Annotated in this window: 17 protein-coding genes and 1 pseudogene; 15 read left to right on the top strand and 3 right to left on the bottom strand. The window is 29.4% G+C overall.

Translation table 11 applies throughout. The annotated features are described in order from the left end of the window. Nucleotides 1-84: 84 nt before the first annotated feature. From V7Q02_RS05060 to V7Q02_RS05050, 3 genes are all read left to right on the top strand, one after another. A complete protein-coding gene (locus V7Q02_RS05060; protein ID WP_333859909.1) occupies nucleotides 85-1,179 on the top strand; it encodes a LegC family aminotransferase in 1,095 nt (364 codons plus the stop codon). 213 nt (nucleotides 1,180-1,392) lie between these two features. Further along, nucleotides 1,393-2,325, top strand: a complete 933-nt coding sequence (locus V7Q02_RS05055; RefSeq protein ID WP_333859908.1) for a flagellin N-terminal helical domain-containing protein — start codon at nucleotides 1,393-1,395, stop codon at nucleotides 2,323-2,325. A 386-nt stretch (nucleotides 2,326-2,711) separates the two neighbouring features. Next, a complete protein-coding gene (locus V7Q02_RS05050; RefSeq protein ID WP_333859907.1) occupies nucleotides 2,712-3,554 on the top strand; it encodes an Rpn family recombination-promoting nuclease/putative transposase in 843 nt (280 codons plus the stop codon). A 314-nt stretch (nucleotides 3,555-3,868) separates the two neighbouring features. Here V7Q02_RS05050 and V7Q02_RS05045 read toward each other — a convergent pair whose 3' ends face one another. From V7Q02_RS05045 to V7Q02_RS05035, 3 genes are all read right to left on the bottom strand, one after another. Continuing rightward, the gene (locus V7Q02_RS05045) at nucleotides 3,869-5,044 is read right to left on the bottom strand and encodes a phosphoribosylaminoimidazolecarboxamide formyltransferase (protein WP_333859906.1); all 1,176 of its coding nucleotides are present in this window, start codon (nucleotides 5,042-5,044) and stop codon (nucleotides 3,869-3,871) included. Between the two features lie 171 nt (nucleotides 5,045-5,215). Further along, nucleotides 5,216-5,764 carry a hydrolase gene (locus tag V7Q02_RS05040; RefSeq protein ID WP_333859905.1) on the bottom strand — a complete coding sequence of 183 codons (549 nt, stop codon included), beginning with the start codon at nucleotides 5,762-5,764 and terminating at the stop codon, nucleotides 5,216-5,218. Continuing rightward, entirely contained in the window at nucleotides 5,757-7,001 is a 1,245-nt protein-coding gene (locus V7Q02_RS05035) for a hypothetical protein (RefSeq protein WP_333859904.1), read from the bottom strand. The genes V7Q02_RS05040 and V7Q02_RS05035 overlap by 8 nt, the downstream gene beginning before the upstream one ends. Nucleotides 7,002-7,212: 211 nt before the next feature. On the opposite strand from V7Q02_RS05035, the gene V7Q02_RS05030 reads away from it, so the two are divergent. From V7Q02_RS05030 to V7Q02_RS04975, 12 genes and pseudogenes are all read left to right on the top strand, one after another. Further along, a complete protein-coding gene (locus V7Q02_RS05030; protein WP_333859903.1) occupies nucleotides 7,213-9,291 on the top strand; it encodes a cell division protein FtsA in 2,079 nt (692 codons plus the stop codon). Nucleotides 9,292-9,317: 26 nt separating this feature from the next. Then, on the top strand, nucleotides 9,318-10,502 hold the full coding sequence (locus V7Q02_RS05025; RefSeq protein WP_333859902.1) for a M20 metallopeptidase family protein: 1,185 nt from the start codon (nucleotides 9,318-9,320) through the stop codon (nucleotides 10,500-10,502). A 14-nt stretch (nucleotides 10,503-10,516) separates the two neighbouring features. Beyond that, nucleotides 10,517-10,693, top strand: a pseudogene (locus V7Q02_RS05020) (methyl-accepting chemotaxis protein); the annotation flags it as partial. A gap of 123 nt (nucleotides 10,694-10,816) precedes the next feature. Then, complete coding sequence (locus V7Q02_RS05015) at nucleotides 10,817-11,548, top strand: TetR/AcrR family transcriptional regulator (protein WP_333859901.1); 732 nt, start codon at nucleotides 10,817-10,819, stop codon at nucleotides 11,546-11,548. Between the two features lie 86 nt (nucleotides 11,549-11,634). Beyond that, nucleotides 11,635-12,888, top strand: a complete 1,254-nt coding sequence (locus tag V7Q02_RS05010; protein WP_333859900.1) for an MFS transporter — start codon at nucleotides 11,635-11,637, stop codon at nucleotides 12,886-12,888. Between the two features lie 411 nt (nucleotides 12,889-13,299). After that, nucleotides 13,300-13,992 (top strand): ABC transporter ATP-binding protein, encoded by a 693-nt coding sequence (locus V7Q02_RS05005; protein WP_333859899.1) that lies wholly within the window; start codon nucleotides 13,300-13,302, stop codon nucleotides 13,990-13,992. After that, the gene (locus V7Q02_RS05000; protein ID WP_333859898.1) at nucleotides 13,993-14,775 is read left to right on the top strand and encodes a hypothetical protein; all 783 of its coding nucleotides are present in this window, start codon (nucleotides 13,993-13,995) and stop codon (nucleotides 14,773-14,775) included. It begins immediately after the preceding gene. 194 nt (nucleotides 14,776-14,969) lie between these two features. Beyond that, nucleotides 14,970-15,758, top strand: a complete 789-nt coding sequence (locus tag V7Q02_RS04995; RefSeq protein WP_333859896.1) for a sensor histidine kinase — start codon at nucleotides 14,970-14,972, stop codon at nucleotides 15,756-15,758. 11 nt (nucleotides 15,759-15,769) lie between these two features. Further along, entirely contained in the window at nucleotides 15,770-16,468 is a 699-nt protein-coding gene (locus tag V7Q02_RS04990) for a response regulator transcription factor (RefSeq protein WP_333859895.1), read from the top strand. A 10-nt stretch (nucleotides 16,469-16,478) separates the two neighbouring features. Continuing rightward, nucleotides 16,479-17,405 carry an ABC transporter ATP-binding protein gene (locus V7Q02_RS04985; RefSeq protein ID WP_333859941.1) on the top strand — a complete coding sequence of 309 codons (927 nt, stop codon included), beginning with the start codon at nucleotides 16,479-16,481 and terminating at the stop codon, nucleotides 17,403-17,405. Next, a complete protein-coding gene (locus V7Q02_RS04980; RefSeq protein ID WP_333859940.1) occupies nucleotides 17,398-18,186 on the top strand; it encodes an ABC transporter permease subunit in 789 nt (262 codons plus the stop codon). The genes V7Q02_RS04985 and V7Q02_RS04980 overlap by 8 nt, the downstream gene beginning before the upstream one ends. Nucleotides 18,187-18,414: 228 nt before the next feature. Beyond that, a complete protein-coding gene (locus V7Q02_RS04975; protein ID WP_333859894.1) occupies nucleotides 18,415-19,374 on the top strand; it encodes an RluA family pseudouridine synthase in 960 nt (319 codons plus the stop codon). The last annotated feature ends 6 nt before the right edge of the window (nucleotides 19,375-19,380 follow it).

Raw genomic sequence — 19,380 nt, 5'->3', positions numbered from 1 at the left:
TACTTCTAAATTTTTTTATATATTATACGATAAGTAAGTATTAATAATTTTCTTATAGATTAAGTAGCTTGGGAGATGAAATATATGATACCGCTTTGTGTACCGGAAATTAAGGGCAATGAATGGAAGTATATAAAAGAATGTTTGGATACTAATTGGGTTTCATCTGCAGGGGCTTTTGTAGATAAATTTGAAAGTGAATTTGTCAAATACATGAATGTAAAAAAAGCAGTTGTCACTATGAATGGAACCTCCGCACTTGAATTAGCACTTAGAACTTTAAATATAGGTAAAGGGGATGAGGTCATTGTTTCATCTATGACTTTTATTTCACCTGTCAATACTATAAGATATGTTGGAGCTGAACCCGTTTTTGTAGACATATGTAGTGATACATGGGTTATGGATGCAGATAAGGTTGAAGAAATGATAACCCCTAAAACTAGGGCAATTATGCCTGTTCATATATATGGGCATCCAGTTGATATGGACAAAATTATGGGTATAGCAAGTAAACATAATCTTTATGTAATAGAAGATGCTACTGAAAGTTTAGGGGCTAAATATAAAGGGAAAAATGTTGGAAGTATAGGACATATAGCTTGTTTTAGTTTTAATGGAAATAAACTTATAACTACAGGAGCTGGTGGAATATTAGCAACTAATGATAAAAAGATTGGTGATAGGGCTAAGTACTTATCTACCCAAACTAAAACTGTACTTGATAATGGAGGTTTTTATCATGAAGAAATAGGGTATAATTTTAGAATGCCTAACCTTCTTGCAGCTATGGGATGTGCCCAACTTGAAAATATAGAGGAGTATATAAGTCTAAAAAGAAAACATGCATTATTATATAATAAATTTTTAGGTGACATTGAAGGTATAACACTTCCTGTAGAAAGAGAAGGTGTGAAAAATATTTATTGGCTCTACTCAGTTATAATTGAGAAAGACTATCCTATTTCCAGGGATAAATTGATTTTAAAATTAAAAGAAAATAGTATCCAATCCAGACCTTTCTTTATGCCAGTGCATGATATGCCGCCATATAAAAAATGTAGGACTGGAGATATGAGTGTTACTAATGATATTATAAAAAAGGGTATAAATTTACCTAGTTCTGTTGGATTAAGTGAAGATGAAATTAAATATATCTGTGATATTATAAGCAATTAAGTTTGGTATTGATTTTTAAATTCTCCTAATTATTCTATTGCTTAGTAAGATTAATTTTTAGTATTTAAATTATATGTGATGTGATAAAATATAAGTAATAAGTAAAAAATAACCACATAAAAATAATAAGTTCATAATGTGTAGGTTAAATCCAAAAGCAGGTTTTGTATTTAAAAAATTATTTAAAAGTCTTGAAAGTAAGGAAGTGACTATATGATAATTGCCCATAATATTAATGCAATGACTGCGTGTAGGTATATGACCCAAAATATGAATATGCTTAGTAAGGCTATGCAAAGGATTTCTTCAGGGTTAAGAATAAATAGTGCAGCTGATAATCCAGCAGGTTTGGGGATTTCACAGGGAATGAAAGCACAAATCAGAGGATTGGAGCAGTCATCAAGGAATGTTCAAGATGCTATTTCTGTTATACAGGTTGCAGATGGGGCATTAAATGAGAGTACTTCAATTCTTCAAAGAATGAAAGTTTTAGCAACTCAATCTGCCAATGGTACACTGACTTACGTAGATCGCAATAATATACAACAGGAGATTAATCAATTGACATCTGAAATCAATAATATAGCAAATAATACAGAATTTAACACCATAAAACTTCTAAATGGCAATGATAAAAATATCAATGAACTTAACATACAGATAGGAGCTAACGGTTGTCAAATGATGGGTATTCAATTTGAAGATATGAGAGCAAAGGCACTTGGAATAAGTGGAGATTATGGAGAGAGTGCTATTTCTAAAGATGCTAGTGTAATAGCTAAATTTACACAGAATGGTGGAGTTACAAATGGAAGTGGAAATAAATTAGTAGAGTATGCATTAGATGTGACAGCTCCTAAAAATGCTAGTAATTCTATTAAAATATATAGTGATGCTATAGAAAAGATATCTTCTTTTAGAGGAAGATTAGGAGCTGTCCATAATGTATTAGAATACAGGGTTAATTATTTAAATAATACAGCAGAAAATTTAATGGCAACAGAATCCAGAATTTTAGATGCTGATATAGCAAAGGAAATAATGGAATATTCTAAATACAATATTTTGTTTCAAAGTTCACAAGCATTATTTTCACAAGCTAATCAGCAGGCAAAAGTGATTATAGAATTATTAAAATCACTATAATTATTATAAAGAATTATTTTCTCATTTACCCATTAACTTAAAAATATTAATAATATACCATATAAATTCCCTATAATAATTACATTTTATCACATTTATAACCAACATTAAACATCAATTAAGAATTAGCTGTAATTTATAATTTCAACTTATATAGAAAATATGGATCATCATAAAATATTTTGATAAAATAATAAAAATTAGATTCGGAAACTAATTACCAATGCTAAAATATGTAAAAGTATTTAAAATCATAAGTAGTTTCAGTATTTGAGATTTTTACTAAAAGAGTTTCTGCTTGATGAACACTATTTAAAATCTCCCCTAATGTGATAAAATGTAATAAAGAAGTGAGAAAAAAATCATGGAAAAGAGGTGAATTTGTAATGTGCAGGTTAAATCCCAAAGTAGACTTTGCATTCAAGAAATTATTCGGAAGTTCCGAGAACAAGGATATATTAATTTCATTTATAAATTCAGTACTTCCGGAAAGTGAACAGGTTAGAGATATAGAATTGAAAAATCCCTATAATATAGCAAGTTATAGAAAAGGCAAGATGACCATACTGGATATAAAAGCTGTAGATGAAAAAGGAACCTGGTATGACATAGAAATGCAGCTAGCGGAACAGGGATACTACGATAAGAGGGCATTTTACTATTGGGCAAAGGTATACTCGGATCAAATAGAAAGCGGAGATGATTTTGATCTTTTAAGAAAAACCATAGCCATAAACATATTGGACTTTAATTATTTAAATGAAGAGAACTTTCATAATGTATATAAGGTATACAATGAAAGCAGCAGAAAAGAATTCTCCGATATATTTCAAATGCATTTTATAGAGTTGAATAAATTTAAAAAAGATTTTGGAGATTTAAATACAGCACTGGATAGATGGACAGCTTTTTTAAGCAGGGCCTATGAAATAGACAGGGATAAAATACCGGAAGAACTGGCAGGGGACAGTTCGGTTAAAAAGGCCATAGAAAAACTTGACATTATGTACCTGGATAAAGAAGAAAGAGAAATATATGAAAATGATCTGAAAAGGCTCCGTATCCAAAAGGCAGAAATTAAGGCTGCAAAGACAAAAGGAAAAAGGGAAGGTAGAGAAGAAGGCAGAATTCAGGTAGCTAAAAATTTACTGGACATATTAGATATTGAAACTATAGCATCTAAAACAGGATTGACCATAGACGTAGTAAAAAAATTAAAGGAACAATAAAAAAGATAGCTTTAATCCTATATTCCAGGGAACGTACCTAGGCTCGTGTAAAACAAATCAAGGTACATTCTCTGGATAATAGAAGGATTAAAATTTGTAGAGAAAACATATAAACAAAGTTAATTTACCTGTAGATATTTAGAATGCTTAAGACACGTTATCTTTCTACCATTGAGGTAACTAAAAAGGGTACTTTCCTATTAGAAACTGGGGAAAAGTATATGATGAATTATACATAATTATTTATTATGAATTATATATATTTGATAGGCGCTCCATGCAAGTTATTATTACCAAACAATCTTATTAAGTCCTTAATGATGAAATAACCTTATATTTGAAAAAGCCATTATCATATCATATTCATTACAGGCCTTTATTACTATATCGTCTCTCAATGAACCACCAGGCTGAACTATATATTTTACACCGCTTTGAAATGCTCTGTCAATATTATCTCTAAATGGAAAGAATGCATCTGAACCTAAACATACTCCAGATAAATTAGACAGCCAAGATGTTTTCTCCTCTTTTGTCAGTCTGTCCGGTATATTATTTAGCACTTTACTCCATTCTTTTATTTCTACTTTAGTAATATCATCTCTTAAGTATTGTTCTATCACATTGTCTTTGTTTGGAGTTGAAACACCTTCTTTGAAGGATAAACTGAGTACAGCAGGATGTTGTCTTAAATGCCATATATCTGCTTTTGATGCAGCAAGTCTTGTGCAGTGTACACGGGATTGCTGTCCTGCACCGACACCGATTGTTTGACCATTTAGAGCAAAACATACAGAATTGGATTGAGTGTATTTTAAAGTGATCATTGAAATAAGGAGATCTCTTTTTGCCTCTTCTGTAATATTTTTATTATGTGTAACTACATTATTAAGCATATCCTGTTTTAGTAAAATATCATTTCTTTTTTGCTCAAATGTTATGCCGTATATCTCTCTTCTCTCTATATCTTCAGGTTCATAATCATAATCCATTTTAATAATGCAGTAATTTCCTTTTTTCTTTTTCATTAAAAGTTTTAAGGCCTCATCTGTATATCCAGGAGCAATTATTCCATCTGATACAGATCTACTTAAAATTGCTGCAGTAGATATATCCACAATATCACTTATAGCTGCCCAATCACCATAAGAAGACATTCTATCTGCACCTCTTGCTCTGGCATAAGCAGAAGCCGCGGGAGATAGCTCAATATCTTCCACAAAATATGATTTTTTTAATACATCACTTAAAGGGAGTCCCACTGCAGCACCAGCTGGGCTTACATGTTTAAAAGATGCCGCTGCGGGTAAGCATAGTGTTTGTTTTAGTTCTTTTACTAATTGCCACGAATTAAAAGCATCCATAAAATTGATATAACCCGGCTTACCATTTAGGATTTCAAAAGGCAGTACCCTGTCTTTTACATAAATTTTTGATGGATTTTGATGTGGATTACATCCATATTTAAGTATAACTTTAGAACTTCTCATTATCACAACCTCCAAAATAATTTAGTCGCTAGTCTTTTGATATTAGTTTTTTATAAAATGAGTAATACGGTATTCTTTAATTAAAGCTGTACAATTTGTAAATTGCAAATTTTAACAGAAATTTTTTAAAAATCTATTTTTACTCTAGTTAAATTAAGTACAAACTATTTTTTATTTGATTAGTTTAGACAGTTCCCTAAACAGAGGTGTTCCTGCAACTTTTAACAAATCAAAGAATATTGTTTCTGTATTGCTTACCACAGCTCCCATTGACACCATTTGAGATAAAGCATTTAAGTAATTTTCCTTTGTACGAGAACATACAGCGTCAGATGTTACGAATACCTGGTAACCATGGGCAAGTAGATCTCTAACTGTCTGAAAAACACATACATGGGTTTCCATTCCTGTGATAATAATTTTTTTCTTTGATAATTGTCTTAAAATATTTATTAATTCATCAGTGCAGCCAGAAAAAGTATTTTTTTCACATATTGATACTTTACTTGCATTATAATGTATTTCAGAAATTGTTTTTCCAAGACCTTTTGGATATTGTTCTGTGATAATCGTGGGGATTTCTAACTTATTGGCAACAGATAATAAAGTATTGGTATTTTGAATAACTTTTTGTGAATTTGGCATTGCAGGAACCAGCCGCTCCTGAATATCGATAACTATTAATGCCGATTCTTTCTGGACTAAAGTGAATTTATCCATTAAGCAATTTCTCCTCTCTATTTTTAAGTATTTTTTCCATCCAAAAGGAAAAGAAGTAAATCATTATAAATATAAATGGAAAAGAATAACGCCCTTGACCTTCTGTAATAAAATATACACAAGAAAACATATAAAAGCAAATTAAATTGTATAGAGTGTAAGAATCAATATGTTCTTTTTTCAATAGGTTAACAATTGTTTTTTTACTGTACATAATTATATATATAAGTGCTGCCCCAAATACTATTATTTTTGTCAGGAAGGTATAAATAATTAACATTATTTGTATGTATTTATTTAAAGAAGTCCCATTAAAAGCAAAGAATATATCGTCTGCTATAAAATATGTATTAAATAATCTCTTTAATCCAAGTTCTATAAATTGCAGAGGATGGGCAATTATCCACTTTTTAGCTGATGAAGTTAAAATTCTATTCTTCTCTGTCATATTGGCTTCAATATATTCTTTTTTTAATACCACTGAATCTTTTACTTTTTCTGCAGCCATCCATCTGCCATATTTATTTTGTGAATTATTATTTATATAAAGTACAATACCTCCATTATTGGAAATAGAAGTGAATTCACCTATAAATTTTGTGTTTCTGTATATCCAGGGAGAAATGCAAAGAGCACTTACTACAAGTATTATAGAGGTGTGTTTTAACACTTGTGTAATATTATATTTTGTAATCAATTCTATTATAAATATCACTAAGAAAAAAATGATAAAAAAAGGTTTTATCATGGCATTAATAGCTGTAAGTATACCTATTAAAATATATTTTAATTTGGTATTGCTATAGTATGTCAATGTTATTGAAAGTAATATGGTAGTAAATAATATTTCATTTGCTGTGATACCGGTGTAAAAAATATTGTTTGGGAAGAATACAAACATTGTATAAATAATTTTTCTTTTGATTTTACTTAAAGGTATTCTATATAATATTTTATAAAGTAACATATAATTTATAAAGGTTAAAGCTATGTTTAGAATTTTAGCTGAGATTAAATTAATTCCAAAAATTGAGTATATAAATCCCAGAATAATTGAATATCCAACACTTGTGTAGGTATCACCCCAGGGGCCGCCTTTGGCAATCTGCTGTGCAAGTTTATTATAATAATCAAAGTCAGAAAAAGGTTGTGTATTAACTGTTATAAGCCAAATAATACAAATTAATAGTCCTAATATTGTTATGATAGTATAATAGTTTTTTTTGAAAATATTCATGAATATGACTCCTATGGTTATTTAGATTATATAGATTTTAACAAGGTATATTGTGGAATTAATATATATATATTATATCATTTGTTGTAAAAAATCAGAAGATATATACTAAAATCACTTCATTGAATGTTTAACTATATTATTATATAATTCTATTAGGTTCATATTTTAACAATATGAGCCTAATAAGCATAGAAAAAGAGGTAATATTATGGAAACTGGTAATCTTAGTTCACAAGATATAATATTTTCATTGGATATAGGAACAAGATCCGTAATAGGTACTGTAGGGATACTTAAAGATAAAAAGTTTCATGTGATAGCAGAAAAGTGTATAGAACATGAAGAGAGGGCAATGGTAGATGGTCAAATACATGATGTAGCTCTTGTGGCAAATGTAGTGAATACTATAAAAGGTGAACTTGAAAAAGATTTAAATATAAAAATAAAAAATGTGGCTATTGCAGCAGCTGGAAGATTTCTTAGAACTATGGAGGTAAAAGAAAAAATAGAAATAGATTATACAAGAGAAATAGACAGGGATATTATAAGAAGTCTGGAGCTCACTGCGGTAAAATCTGCTGAGAAAAAAATAAATGAAAGTGTGAAGGGAAGATTATACTGTGTAGGCTATAGCGTAAAAAATTATTATTTGAATGAATATGTTATAAGTAATCTTTTAAGTCATAAAGGAAATAATATATCCGCAGAGGTTATAGCAACTTTTCTTCCAAGGTCTGTAATAGATAGCTTATATTCAGTTATGGAAAAAGTGGGCCTTAATGTTATAAATTTAACTTTAGAGCCTATTGCTGCCATGGAAGCAGCTGTTCCGCGGAATTTAAGATTGTTGAATCTAGCTTTAATTGATGTGGGAGCCGGTACTTCGGATATAGCATTAAGTAATAGAGACACAATAAGTGCTTATGGAATGGTACCGGAAGCGGGAGATGAAGTGACAGAAGTTATAGCACAAAACTATCTTGTGGATTTTAATACTGCAGAAAGTATAAAAAAACAGTGTGATAAACATAGGAATATAACCTATACAGATGTTTTGGGTATAGAAAATGAAATATCTTCAGAAGATGTAATAAAACTTGTAACTCCAACTGTGAAAAAAATAACAGATAAAATTGGAAGTAGAATAATAGAATTAAATGGAGGCAAATCTCCTAATGCTGTTTTTTTGGTGGGAGGGGGAGCTCATACTCCTAAATTAAAAGAATTTTTAGCTCAAAAATTAAATATACCAATTAAAAGAATCGCCATAAAAGGAAGAGAGGCTGTGGTGGATTGTGTTTGTCCTGATAATTCCTTAGGAAGTATGGGAGTTACCGTTTTAGGAATAGCTTTAATCTGTATAAAAAGATCAGGACACAGTTTTATTGATATAATGTTAAATGGAAAGGCAGTAAGTCTTTTTGATTCCCATAGGCATAGGGTTATGGATGCAATGCTGCATGCAGGTATAAATCCAGATGTGTTAATAGCTAAGAATGGGGACAATATAAGGTTTACACTAAATGGGATAAAAAGAGTAGCCTTTGGAAATCTGGCATCTACTGCAGAGATAACTGTAAATGGAATGCCAAAAAGTGTGGATGAGGAGGTAAAGGAAGGGGATAATATAGAGATAAATTATGCTGTCAATGGGGAAGCCGCTTCACCTAAAGTTAAAGATTACATAAAGAGAATATATTCTATAAGCTTTTTTATAAATGACATAATGGAAAGTTTAGAGCCTATTGCCTATATAAATAAGAATAAAGTAAGCTTGGATAGTAATATAAATGAAGGAGATAATGTAGTAATAGTTTTTCCTGAAACTTTAAGAGATTATGAAAAATATTTTTCTTTGAATCAAGAGCAGGGTGAATTTTCATACTACTTAAATGGAAAGGAACTGGATAAGAATTATATAATAAAAGAAGGGGACAGAATTTATAGATTGTTAAAGAAGAGGGAAGAAAAAAAAGAAAATGAAGGTAACATAGAGAAAGGTTCAATAGAAGATAGAGTACATAAAATTACAGATGAAAATGAAGGGATCTTTAAGGAAATAGACAAAGTTGAAGGGAACAGTAAGAAGGAAATAGTTGTCACTGTAAACGGAAAGAATATAGTTCTTAAGGGTAAAAAAGAGTATATATTTGTAGATATATTTAATTATGTGGAATTTGATCTTAGCAGTTCAAAAGGGAAATTATATTTACACTTAAATGGAAATAATGTAGGTTATTATGATAAACTGTCTCAGGGAGATATAATAGAGATTGGATGGGAATAAAGTTTTAAATAATTGGAGGTAGGAGTATGGATAGAGATTTTTTCAGTATGGCACAATCTATAAAAGAGGAATTAATTGGTATAAGGAGAGATTTTCATAGACATCCTGAATTAGGTTATGAAGAAGAAAGAACTTCTCTTAAAATAAAAGAATTTTTAAAAAAAATAGGAGTGGAATATATAGAAACTGCGGGCACAGGGGTTTGTGGAATAATAAGGGGAAAAGGAAATAAAACCATAGGTATTAGAGCTGATATAGATGGACTTCCTCTGGAGGATAATAAAAACTGCAGCTATTCTTCAAGGGTAAAAGGAAAGATGCATGCCTGCGGTCATGATGCACACACTACCATACTTTTGGGAGTAGCTAAAATTTTAAACAGTGTGAAGCATGAATTGAAAGGAACGGTGAAGCTTTTTTTTGAGCCAGCAGAAGAAACTACTGGGGGAGCTAAACTTATGGTAAAGGAAGGAGTACTTGAAAATCCAAAAGTAGATAGGGTAATAGGGCTTCATGTAGATGAAAATATAGAGGTGGGAAATATAGGAGTAAAATTGGGAGTGGTAAATGCAGCGTCTAATCCGTTCACCATAAAAATCAAAGGAGTAGGAGCCCATGGTGCAAGACCACATATGGGAGTAGATCCTATAGTTATAAGCAGCCATTTGATATTATCACTTCAAGAAATTATAAGCAGGGAACTTCCTCCAACTGATCCGGCAGTTATTACGGTGGGTTCCATACATGGAGGAACTGCTCAAAATATAATACCAGAAGAGGTTGTAATAGCCGGTACCATGAGAACTATGAGAACTGAACATAGGGAATATGTTAAAAAAAGACTCAGAGAGATAACTTCTGGTATTGTAGGCTCTATGAGAGGAAAGTGTGAAATAGATATAGAAGAAAGCTACCCTTGTCTTTATAATGATGATGATGTAATTAAGGATATTTTAAAGGCAGCCTATAAAGAAATAGGAGAGGAACATGTAAAGATGCTGGAAAGTCCAAGTATGGGAGTGGAAAGTTTTGCTTATTTTTCTATGGAAAGGCCTGCTGCATTTTATTATTTAGGGTGTAGAAATGAAAGTAAAAATATAATATACCCGGCCCATGGGAGCCTGTTCGATATAGATGAAGATTGCCTTCCTATTGGAGTTTCCATACAATGCAGGGTCGCCTATGATTTTTTAACTTCAAGTGATTCTTAAAATTAAAATGTACCAATGAAGCTATTGGAAATATGGTACAAGGAGCACAAGAATCCAGTCAAAAAGCTGAAACAATAAAGGAAAGTATGAATGAAACAACAAAGGCAGTTGAACAAGTAGCGCTAACAGCACAAGAACAAGCAGAAACTGCTGAAAAACTTAATGAACTTGTATTAAAGTTTAGTGTTTAACAGAGGGAATAATTGAATAGAGGTATATATATGTTTAACTAGAAATTACTATAGAATGACTTTCTATAGTAATTTTTACTATCTATACAAAAAGCATTGCTATGCAGGTGTACACAGGGTTTCTTGACACAATCAGAAATAAATGCTATGGTATACATACCCAGAGTATTTATATCGCAAGTAAGGAGGATGTGTATGTCTAGGAATAAATATCCCGAACGTACAGTAGAACAAATTATTCAAATATCTATAAAATTGTTTAGCGAAAAAGGGTATGATAATACGAGTATTCAGGATATAGCTAAAAAATTGGGTATGACAAAGGGAGCAGTTTATCATCATTTTAAATCAAAGCGTGAAATTTTAGAAATTGTCTTAAAAAAGTATTTTGAATCAAGTAGCCGAAATTCTAGAACATTTTTATATGACAATAATTTTTCTACAGGAAAAGAGAAGATTTCACAGTTTTTACGTAGTACAACACAAAAAGACATAGACGAATCGTTTCTATATGTATTGAAATCCCAAATCAACAACCCACAACTAACTATTCAAATTATGAGGGAAATAGTAGCCTCGTCTGCCCCGATTATGACATCAGGCATAAAAGCTGGAAATTCCGATGGTTCTTTAAACGTCAAATTTCCAGATCAGACTGCTGAAGTTTTCCTGCTTTTGCTGAATATATGGCTTAATCCTGTGATGTTTTCACGGGATGAAGTAGAAACTAAAAAGTGTATTGAGTTTTTACAATATTTTACAAATACGATAGGGTTTCCAATAATCGATAATGGTATTTTAGTAGGACTATCCGAGTATTTTGAAAACTTTAAAAACCAAGTTTTAGACTTATAGGTAGCAAATAAAACCTGCTTTAACAGCAGATTTTATTTTGACCGCATACATACCGAAAGTATGTATACGGTAGAAAGGAGTGTATTATGGATTCTTTAAACAGAACTTCATCATCTAAAAATTTTTATTTGCTTCTTATAGGACAAGTTATTTCGCTATTTGGAAACTCGATTCAAAGGTATTCCATGTCATTATTTATTCTTGACATTACTGGCTCTGCATCGACTTTTTCAGTTATTATAGCTATTTCCATTATACCAACTATATTATTATCCCCAATAGGTGGGGCTATTGCTGATCGCTTTAACAGGAAACACTTAATGGTAGGGTTGGATTTGATTAGCACACTATTGACAGGAAGTTTTGCAATAGCACTACTCTTGGGGCATAGCTCGATCACTATAATCGGGGTGCTAATGGTGCTATTGTCCATTTTGGCTGCTATTGAGCAACCTGCAACACAGGCATGTATTCCAATCATAGTAGAAGATGGCAGTTTAGAAAAGGCAAATGGATTAGTATCTCAAGTTTCTTCAATTTCAAATTTATTTGGGCCTATTCTGGCGGGTACATTATACGGAGTGTGTGGACTAAATACTGTTATTTTTATAAATTGTGCAAGCTTTTTTTTTGCAGCCATAATTGAAATGTTTTTATATATTCCATATGTCTCTAAAAAAATTCAAAAGAATCTTGTGGTTACTTTATTTGGAGATATGAAAGATAGTCTTCAATATGTCATTCATAAAAAAGCATTTATAATGCAATTAATTTTGATGTTTGCTGCATTAAACCTATTTGTTGAGCCGGTTTACTCAATTGGAGTTCCATATATTATAAAAAAAGTTTTAAACGCAGGTAATCAGCTATATGGGGTCACAGAGAGTGTAATTTGTTTTGGCGGCTTGCTTGGTGCATTGCTGATTGGAATTACAGCTAAAAAGTTTTCAGTAACCAATCTATACAAAGTATTTTATCTATCAGGTGCCAGTTTTATATTAATGTCGGCTTCAATTTTTACACCATTCTTAAAAGGTGCTGCTCCATTATTAGCATATTGTCTTTTTACCTTATTAGCTTTTTTCAGTATGTATACAATCTCAACCATTAATATTATTTCTGTTACCTTTCTGCAAAAACAAATCAGCAACGAAATTATGGGAAAAGTTATGGCTTTAGTAACAGCAATTTGTATGTGCTGTATGCCTATAGGCCAAGTTTTTTATGGAGTATTGATTGAATTATTTGCTCATAACACATACATAATAACTACTTTGGCCGCAACCTTTACATTGATTGTCGCTCTTGTAATAAAACGAATTTTGAAAGATAAGTTCTAATATAAACAAGTTTCATTATGCTAAGAATGCAAATAATTTTTTAATGACTAAACTTCCATTATATGCTTGATGGGGCAGTGTGTGCTAAAAAAAATGCCTTACAATGGCAGTCATTGGAGGGCATTTATGTGTAGAAAAGTGCTATTAATAAAGAGCTGTCAGTAAACTATAACGGCTTGCCTTGCTTGATGTTTTAATTCAAATAAGTAATCAGTCCATGTAGACTGGAAGAAAGTTAAAATCTAGTGTTATTTAGGCACTGGAAGTATTATGCTTTTATAGGGTGGGGCATGACTAAATATTAAATTATATTTTAGAAACTTAAGACTTTCTTAGGAATTTCTTCACAATTTCTTAGTAATTAGATTTTAAAATTGTATTGAAATTAAAAAGTTGTGGAGGAGATTTTAGATGGATTATGTATTACAATGTAACAATTTAACTAAAACATATGGTAACAAAGTTGCTTTGAATAATTTTAATTTAAAAATAGGAAAAGGAAAAATAGTTGGACTTTTAGGACCAAATGGAGCAGGTAAAACTACACTCATAAAAACAGCTGCTTCACTTTTAAGTTATACTGGTGGGAATATATTAATCGATGGTAAGATTCCAGGTGTAAAAACAAAAAAAATAGTTGCTTATTTACCGGATAAAAACTTCTTATATGGATGGATGACTATAAAGGAATCCTTGGAATTTTTCAAAAACTTCTTTAAAGATTTCGATTATGAAAAAGCTCTTAAAATGGTAAATGATTTAGAACTTGATTTAAATTTAAAGATAAATTCTTTATCAAAAGGTATGCAAGAAAAACTAAATATATCTTTAATGTTTTCAAGAAAAGCAAGGCTTTTTTTATTTGACGAACCACTTGCAGCAGTTGATCCGTCTATGAGAGATAAAATAATTAAAATTATACTTGACAATTTTGACAAGGATAGTTCAATTTTCATAAGTACGCACATTATAAATGACGTAGAAGGACTTTTTAATGAAGTTATTTTTATTAATGAAGGTAAAGTTTTACTTCACGACAACGTGGAAATTCTTAAAAAAAAGTATAAGAAGTCTATTGAAGAACTTTTTAAGGAGGCAATTTAAATGATTTTAGATTTTTTTAAACTTGAAATCAGAAAACATTTTCCAATATTTTCAACTTTTATATTAATAGAAATAGTTTTAAGCATTCTTGTACTTGTAAACTATAACAAATACATAAACATACATCTACAATTAAGTGCAGTTGCATGGATTGTGCTCCCCATATATATTTTTATAGACTTATATAATAACTTTTATATAGGAAAAGATGTTATATTTCATATGATACCTATAAAAACTTCAACTAAACTTTTGGTAAAAGCAACTGTATTTTCTATAGGACTTATGTTAATGTGGGCAACTTGCCTTATATTTGAACTATTTAATTCTAACGGAATTTACCATACAAGAATATTACATTCTACGAGTCCAACACTTGGAATTGTATATTTCATACTTGCGAAGTTTATTGGATGCATAAGTGGTCCAATTATAATTGGAGTTTCCATAGCTTTAAGCAAGCTTGTAAAAAATAAAACTTTAAGTATATCTATAATTGTTGTGGTACTTTTAGGTATTACCATGGGACTTTACCTTATAATGAAATTAAAATTGGCTGGACAAGGCAAAATATATTATGCTATAGGAACTACATCGCAAGAGGTATTTAAACAGTCTGCAGGAATATTTTCAATTTTAGTACAATCTGATAATCATTTAAATGATATTGCTAAAAGTATATATTGGAATAATTTACTTTATAATCTTTTGATGTATATATTTGGATATGTTATTATATCATTTATTTTTAATTCTAAAAAATATGAGGTATTGGGTAAGTAAAATGTGAAAATTATTTATACTTCAATTATAATAGTTATATAATATAAAAAATTTTGAAAGGAATGAGTAAGTAAATGAAATTTCTAATAATAATTTTAATAATTTTTTCTATTATTTTGCTCATTCGTTTAATTTTCATAAAAATTGAAATTAGAAATATTACAAATCAACTTAATGATTATAATAATTTAAAATTGCATAAGAAAGTAGATGTTAAACTATTTGACATTGATATTGAAAATTTAGCTGCGAGTGTAAATAAGCATATTGACATTAACATTCAAGATAAGGTAACACAAAAACAAACAGAATATGAAATAAGAAAATCCATAGCAAATATTTCTCATGATTTACGTACGCCACTGACTTCTGTAATTGGCTATATGGAGATGATAAAATCAAAGAAGCTTTCTTGTAAAAAGCAGGACGAATACATAGATATAGCTTTAAAAAGAGCTTATTTTCTCAAGGAACTATTAAATGATTTTTTTGAGCTTTCGATTATAGAATCTCCAGAATATAATCTTAAAGTAGAATATATAAATTTAAATAACATATTATGTGAAGTTGTAACAACTCTTTACGATAACTTTGCAGCTAAAAATATAACGCCAAGAATAAATTTACCTGATAAAGATATAATTGTTGTAGCAAATAAAGCAGCTTCCAAACGTGTAATTCAAAATTTAATTACAAATATGATAAAATATGCATATGGAGAAGTTTCTATAACCTTAAAAAAAGATGGTGATTTTGCGGTTATAATAACTTCAAATTTAGCTAAAACCTTAAAAGCTCATGATTTGAATTTGCTTTTTAGCAGATTTTACAAAGCAGATCTTTCAAGAACAAACAGCAACAATACAGGTCTTGGATTATCAATTGCAAAAAACCTTATGAACAAGATGAATGGACTAATCTATGCTAAATTAGATAAAGATATTCTATACATTTTCTGTAAATGGAAATTAATAAAAAGTTGAGGAAAAAATAAATGAAAGATAATATCAAAATTTTAGTAGTTGAAGATGATGTTGATATAAACAAATTATTATGTGATATGCTGGAGATGAATGGATATACTTCAAAAGCTGTTTATTCTGGCACAGAAGCGTTGATATATTTAGAATATAAAATTTGGAATATGGTTTTACTTGATTTAATGATTCCTGGAATAAATGGTGAGGACTTATTGTTTAAAATAAGGGAAAACAGCCATATACCCATTATAATAATTTCTGCAGTAGAAAATATTGATATTAGGATAAAAACTTTAAGAATGGGTGCTGATGATTTTATAACCAAACCTTTTAATATAGAAGAAGTGTCTGCACGTATAGATTCAAACTTAAGAAGATATATAGAGTTTTCAAATAAAATACCAAAAAAAGAAATAATAAAATACAGAGAAATTTCTTTAAATAAGGACACTAGAGAAGTATATGTGAACAATTCAAGTGTGGATTTGACTACAAGAGAATTTGATATTTTAGAACTTTTGATGAGTTATCCTAAAAAGGTATTTTCAAAAGCGAATTTATTTGAAAGTGTATGGGGAAGCAATTATTTATGTGATGATAATACTCTTACTGTGCATATAAGTAATTTGAGAAATAAACTTTCAAATTCAGGTATGAATAAGGATTATATACAAACTATCTGGGGTATAGGTTATAAACTTGATGTTAAATAAAGGGAGAATCATAATGCCAACTATTTTAAAAACTATAAACTTAACTAAAAGTTATAATAACAACTTGGCAGTTCAAAATGTAAATATAAATATAAATCGAGGAGACATTTATGGACTTATAGGCGAAAATGGAGCAGGCAAAACCACAATATTTAAAATGATAACAGGTCTTGTATTAAAGACTTGTGGATCAATTGAATTATTTAGTGAGAGTACAGAAAATGGTCTTCTCACTGCAAGAAAAAGACTTGGAGCTCTAATTGAAAGGCCTTTTTTATATGTTAATATGACAGCTTATGAAAATTTAGAAGCTTGCAGGCTACAAAAAGGTATTCCAGGGAAGGATTGTATAACAAAAATGTTAAAACTTTTAAATCTAAATAGTATAAGAGACAAAAAAGTATGTGATTTATCTCTTGGAATAAGGCAAAGATTAGGAATTGCTTTAGCAGTGATTGGGGATCCTGAACTTTTGATACTAGATGAACCTATAAACAGTATTGATCCTATAGGAATTATGGAAATAAGAGATATTTTGCTAAAATTAAATAAAAACAAAAATACGACAATACTTATTTCAAGCCATATTTTAAAAGAACTTTATAATTTTGCAACTCGTTATGGGATCATGCATAATGGAAAACTATTGAATGAGTTTACTTTAAAAGAATTAAATGAAAAATTTAATAAAAATTTAAAAATTAAAGTTGATAATGTAAATAAAGCTGCTTGTATATTAGAAACAAGATTAAACACATGTAATTTTAAAGTCTTGCCAGATGGTACTATAAGTCTCTATGATTATGTTGATAATCCTGGAAGAGTTTCATCTGCAATTTTTAGAGAAGGCATTACAATATTGGAATTGACGCCTGAATTGGATAACCTTGAAAATTATTTTAAAAATATAGTTGGAGGAAAAGTAAGTGATGTATAATTTATTGAAATTTGAAACGTATAAATTAAGACATAATAAGACATTTTTAATTTCTATAATGATTACATATCTTTTAATTGTGTATTCCATATATTTATTTTTTTATAGTAAAATTACATTTAAGATATTAGACACTTCTTTTCAAGGCAGTGAGTTTGGATTTTTAGTAAACAATTTTAAAGATAGGCTTCACCCGAAAGCAATTGAGTTCTTTTATTCATCTTTTGGATTTTCTCCTTGTATAGCTATAATTTTAATATTTACAGTAGAGAGCATTGTATTAGATGAATTTTCAAGTGGTACAATAAATAATACTGTAGTATGTGGACATAAAAGGGAAAAAATTTATATATCAAAGTTTATTATAATATCATTATCTGCTTTTATTTTAATTACTTTTCTGCTATTTGGTACGATGATTACAGGAATTTTTATAAATTACTTTGAAAAATCACTTACTTCTTATGATTTAATTAAATCAATTAAGGTTACTCTTCTTGCAGCTTTAATATTCTCAAGTTTAATAAGTATTTATATGTGTTTAGCTATGTTTATAAAAAATAAATCAACACTTATAATACTTTGTATATTATCATTGCTGTTATCAACAAATTATCCTATTAATTTTAAAGGCTTTATAAGATATTCTCCTGTTTTTATGCTGATAGACATAAGTTCATTTAAAATTAACCCATATAGTATTATATTTTCATCTACTATTATTATAATAATTACAACAATTATTGGCATACTTAAATTTAACAAATTAGAATTAAGGTAACTTTCAATGGTATATTTATACGTCTTTTCTAAAAGTTATATTAATGTCTCGTGAGATTATTAATCTTTTAAGTAAATGAAAGATTAAAATTATATATAAATTTGTCTACTAAATTATTTGGATAGAAATTTTATATATTGCTTTATGTAATAATAGTATTATATAATTAAATATTGTTGGTATAAGATTTAAAAACTAAAAAATATTGAGAATACCAGGAGAGATAAAATGAAAGTAGAAATAGGAAATAATGAATCAGGTCAGAGATTAGATAAATTTTTAAGAAAATGGCTTAAGGATGTACCTATAAGTGGTATATATAAGGCTATAAGAAAAGGTGATATTAGGGTAAATGGAAAAAAAGCCAAAGAGCAATATTTTCTCATGGATAAAGATATAGTTGAGGCTAAATACATAGTTTCAGAGAGAAAAGTTTTCCAGTTTAATAAGGTGAATGGTGATTTTTTAAAGATAACTTATGAAGATGAAAATATGATTCTGGTGGAAAAATGGCCAGGAGTTTTAGTACATTCAGATAAGAGGGTAAAAGATGCAACTTTAACAGATTATGTATTATCATATCTATATGATAAGGGAGATTTTAAACCGGAAACAGAAGTTACCTTTACTCCTTCTCCTTGCAATAGGCTGGATAGAAACACTTCGGGAATAGTGATATATGGTAAAAACTATGGATCCTTGAAATTGTTGAATGAAATAATAAGAGAGAGAAGGATAAGAAAATATTATCAGGCATTGGTGAAAGGGAAAATAAATGAAGGTGTTTATGAAGGATATATACTAAAGGATAGAAAAAATAATATTTCCAATATATATAATTCACCTGAAAAGAACGGAAAAAAAATAGCTATGGATGTAAAAGTTCTTCATACCTGTGGTACTTATTCTTTATTGGAATTGGAACTGATTACAGGTAGAAGTCATCAATTAAGGACACATTTAGCACATTTAGGAAATCCCATAATAGGGGATGCCAAATATGGTATATCTAAAATAAATAGTTTTTTTTATAATAAATATGGATTAAATTATCAATATTTATATGCTTACAAGGTAATCTTTGGGGATTGTACTGGAAAGCTAAGCTATATGAATAACAAGACTATATCGGAGAAGCTTCCACCTATATTTAAAAAAATAAAAAATGATATATTTAATAAATTTTAAATATTT

The sequence above is a fragment of the Clostridium sp. genome (genome assembly GCF_036781005.1).
Taxonomy (GTDB): domain Bacteria; phylum Bacillota; class Clostridia; order Clostridiales; family Clostridiaceae; genus Clostridium_B.
Note: the sequence above shows the minus strand (reverse complement) of the source record. Positions and strands in the feature narration are given on the sequence as shown.

Bases quoted from the DNA above. Each gene is read 5' to 3' on its own strand.
- V7Q02_RS05060 (WP_333859909.1), top strand. From the start codon at position 85: ATGATACCGCTTTGTGTACCGGAAATTAAGGGCAATGAATGGAAGTAT.
- V7Q02_RS05055 (WP_333859908.1), top strand. From the start codon at position 1,393: ATGATAATTGCCCATAATATTAATGCAATGACTGCGTGTAGGTATATG.
- V7Q02_RS05050 (WP_333859907.1), top strand. From the start codon at position 2,712: ATGTGCAGGTTAAATCCCAAAGTAGACTTTGCATTCAAGAAATTATTC.
- V7Q02_RS05045 (WP_333859906.1), bottom strand. From the start codon at position 5,044: ATGAGAAGTTCTAAAGTTATACTTAAATATGGATGTAATCCACATCAA.
- V7Q02_RS05040 (WP_333859905.1), bottom strand. From the start codon at position 5,764: ATGGATAAATTCACTTTAGTCCAGAAAGAATCGGCATTAATAGTTATC.
- V7Q02_RS05035 (WP_333859904.1), bottom strand. From the start codon at position 7,001: ATGAATATTTTCAAAAAAAACTATTATACTATCATAACAATATTAGGA.
- V7Q02_RS05030 (WP_333859903.1), top strand. From the start codon at position 7,213: ATGGAAACTGGTAATCTTAGTTCACAAGATATAATATTTTCATTGGAT.
- V7Q02_RS05025 (WP_333859902.1), top strand. From the start codon at position 9,318: ATGGATAGAGATTTTTTCAGTATGGCACAATCTATAAAAGAGGAATTA.
- V7Q02_RS05010 (WP_333859900.1), top strand. From the start codon at position 11,635: ATGGATTCTTTAAACAGAACTTCATCATCTAAAAATTTTTATTTGCTT.
- V7Q02_RS05005 (WP_333859899.1), top strand. From the start codon at position 13,300: ATGGATTATGTATTACAATGTAACAATTTAACTAAAACATATGGTAAC.
- V7Q02_RS05000 (WP_333859898.1), top strand. From the start codon at position 13,993: ATGATTTTAGATTTTTTTAAACTTGAAATCAGAAAACATTTTCCAATA.
- V7Q02_RS04990 (WP_333859895.1), top strand. From the start codon at position 15,770: ATGAAAGATAATATCAAAATTTTAGTAGTTGAAGATGATGTTGATATA.
- V7Q02_RS04980 (WP_333859940.1), top strand. From the start codon at position 17,398: ATGTATAATTTATTGAAATTTGAAACGTATAAATTAAGACATAATAAG.
- V7Q02_RS04975 (WP_333859894.1), top strand. From the start codon at position 18,415: ATGAAAGTAGAAATAGGAAATAATGAATCAGGTCAGAGATTAGATAAA.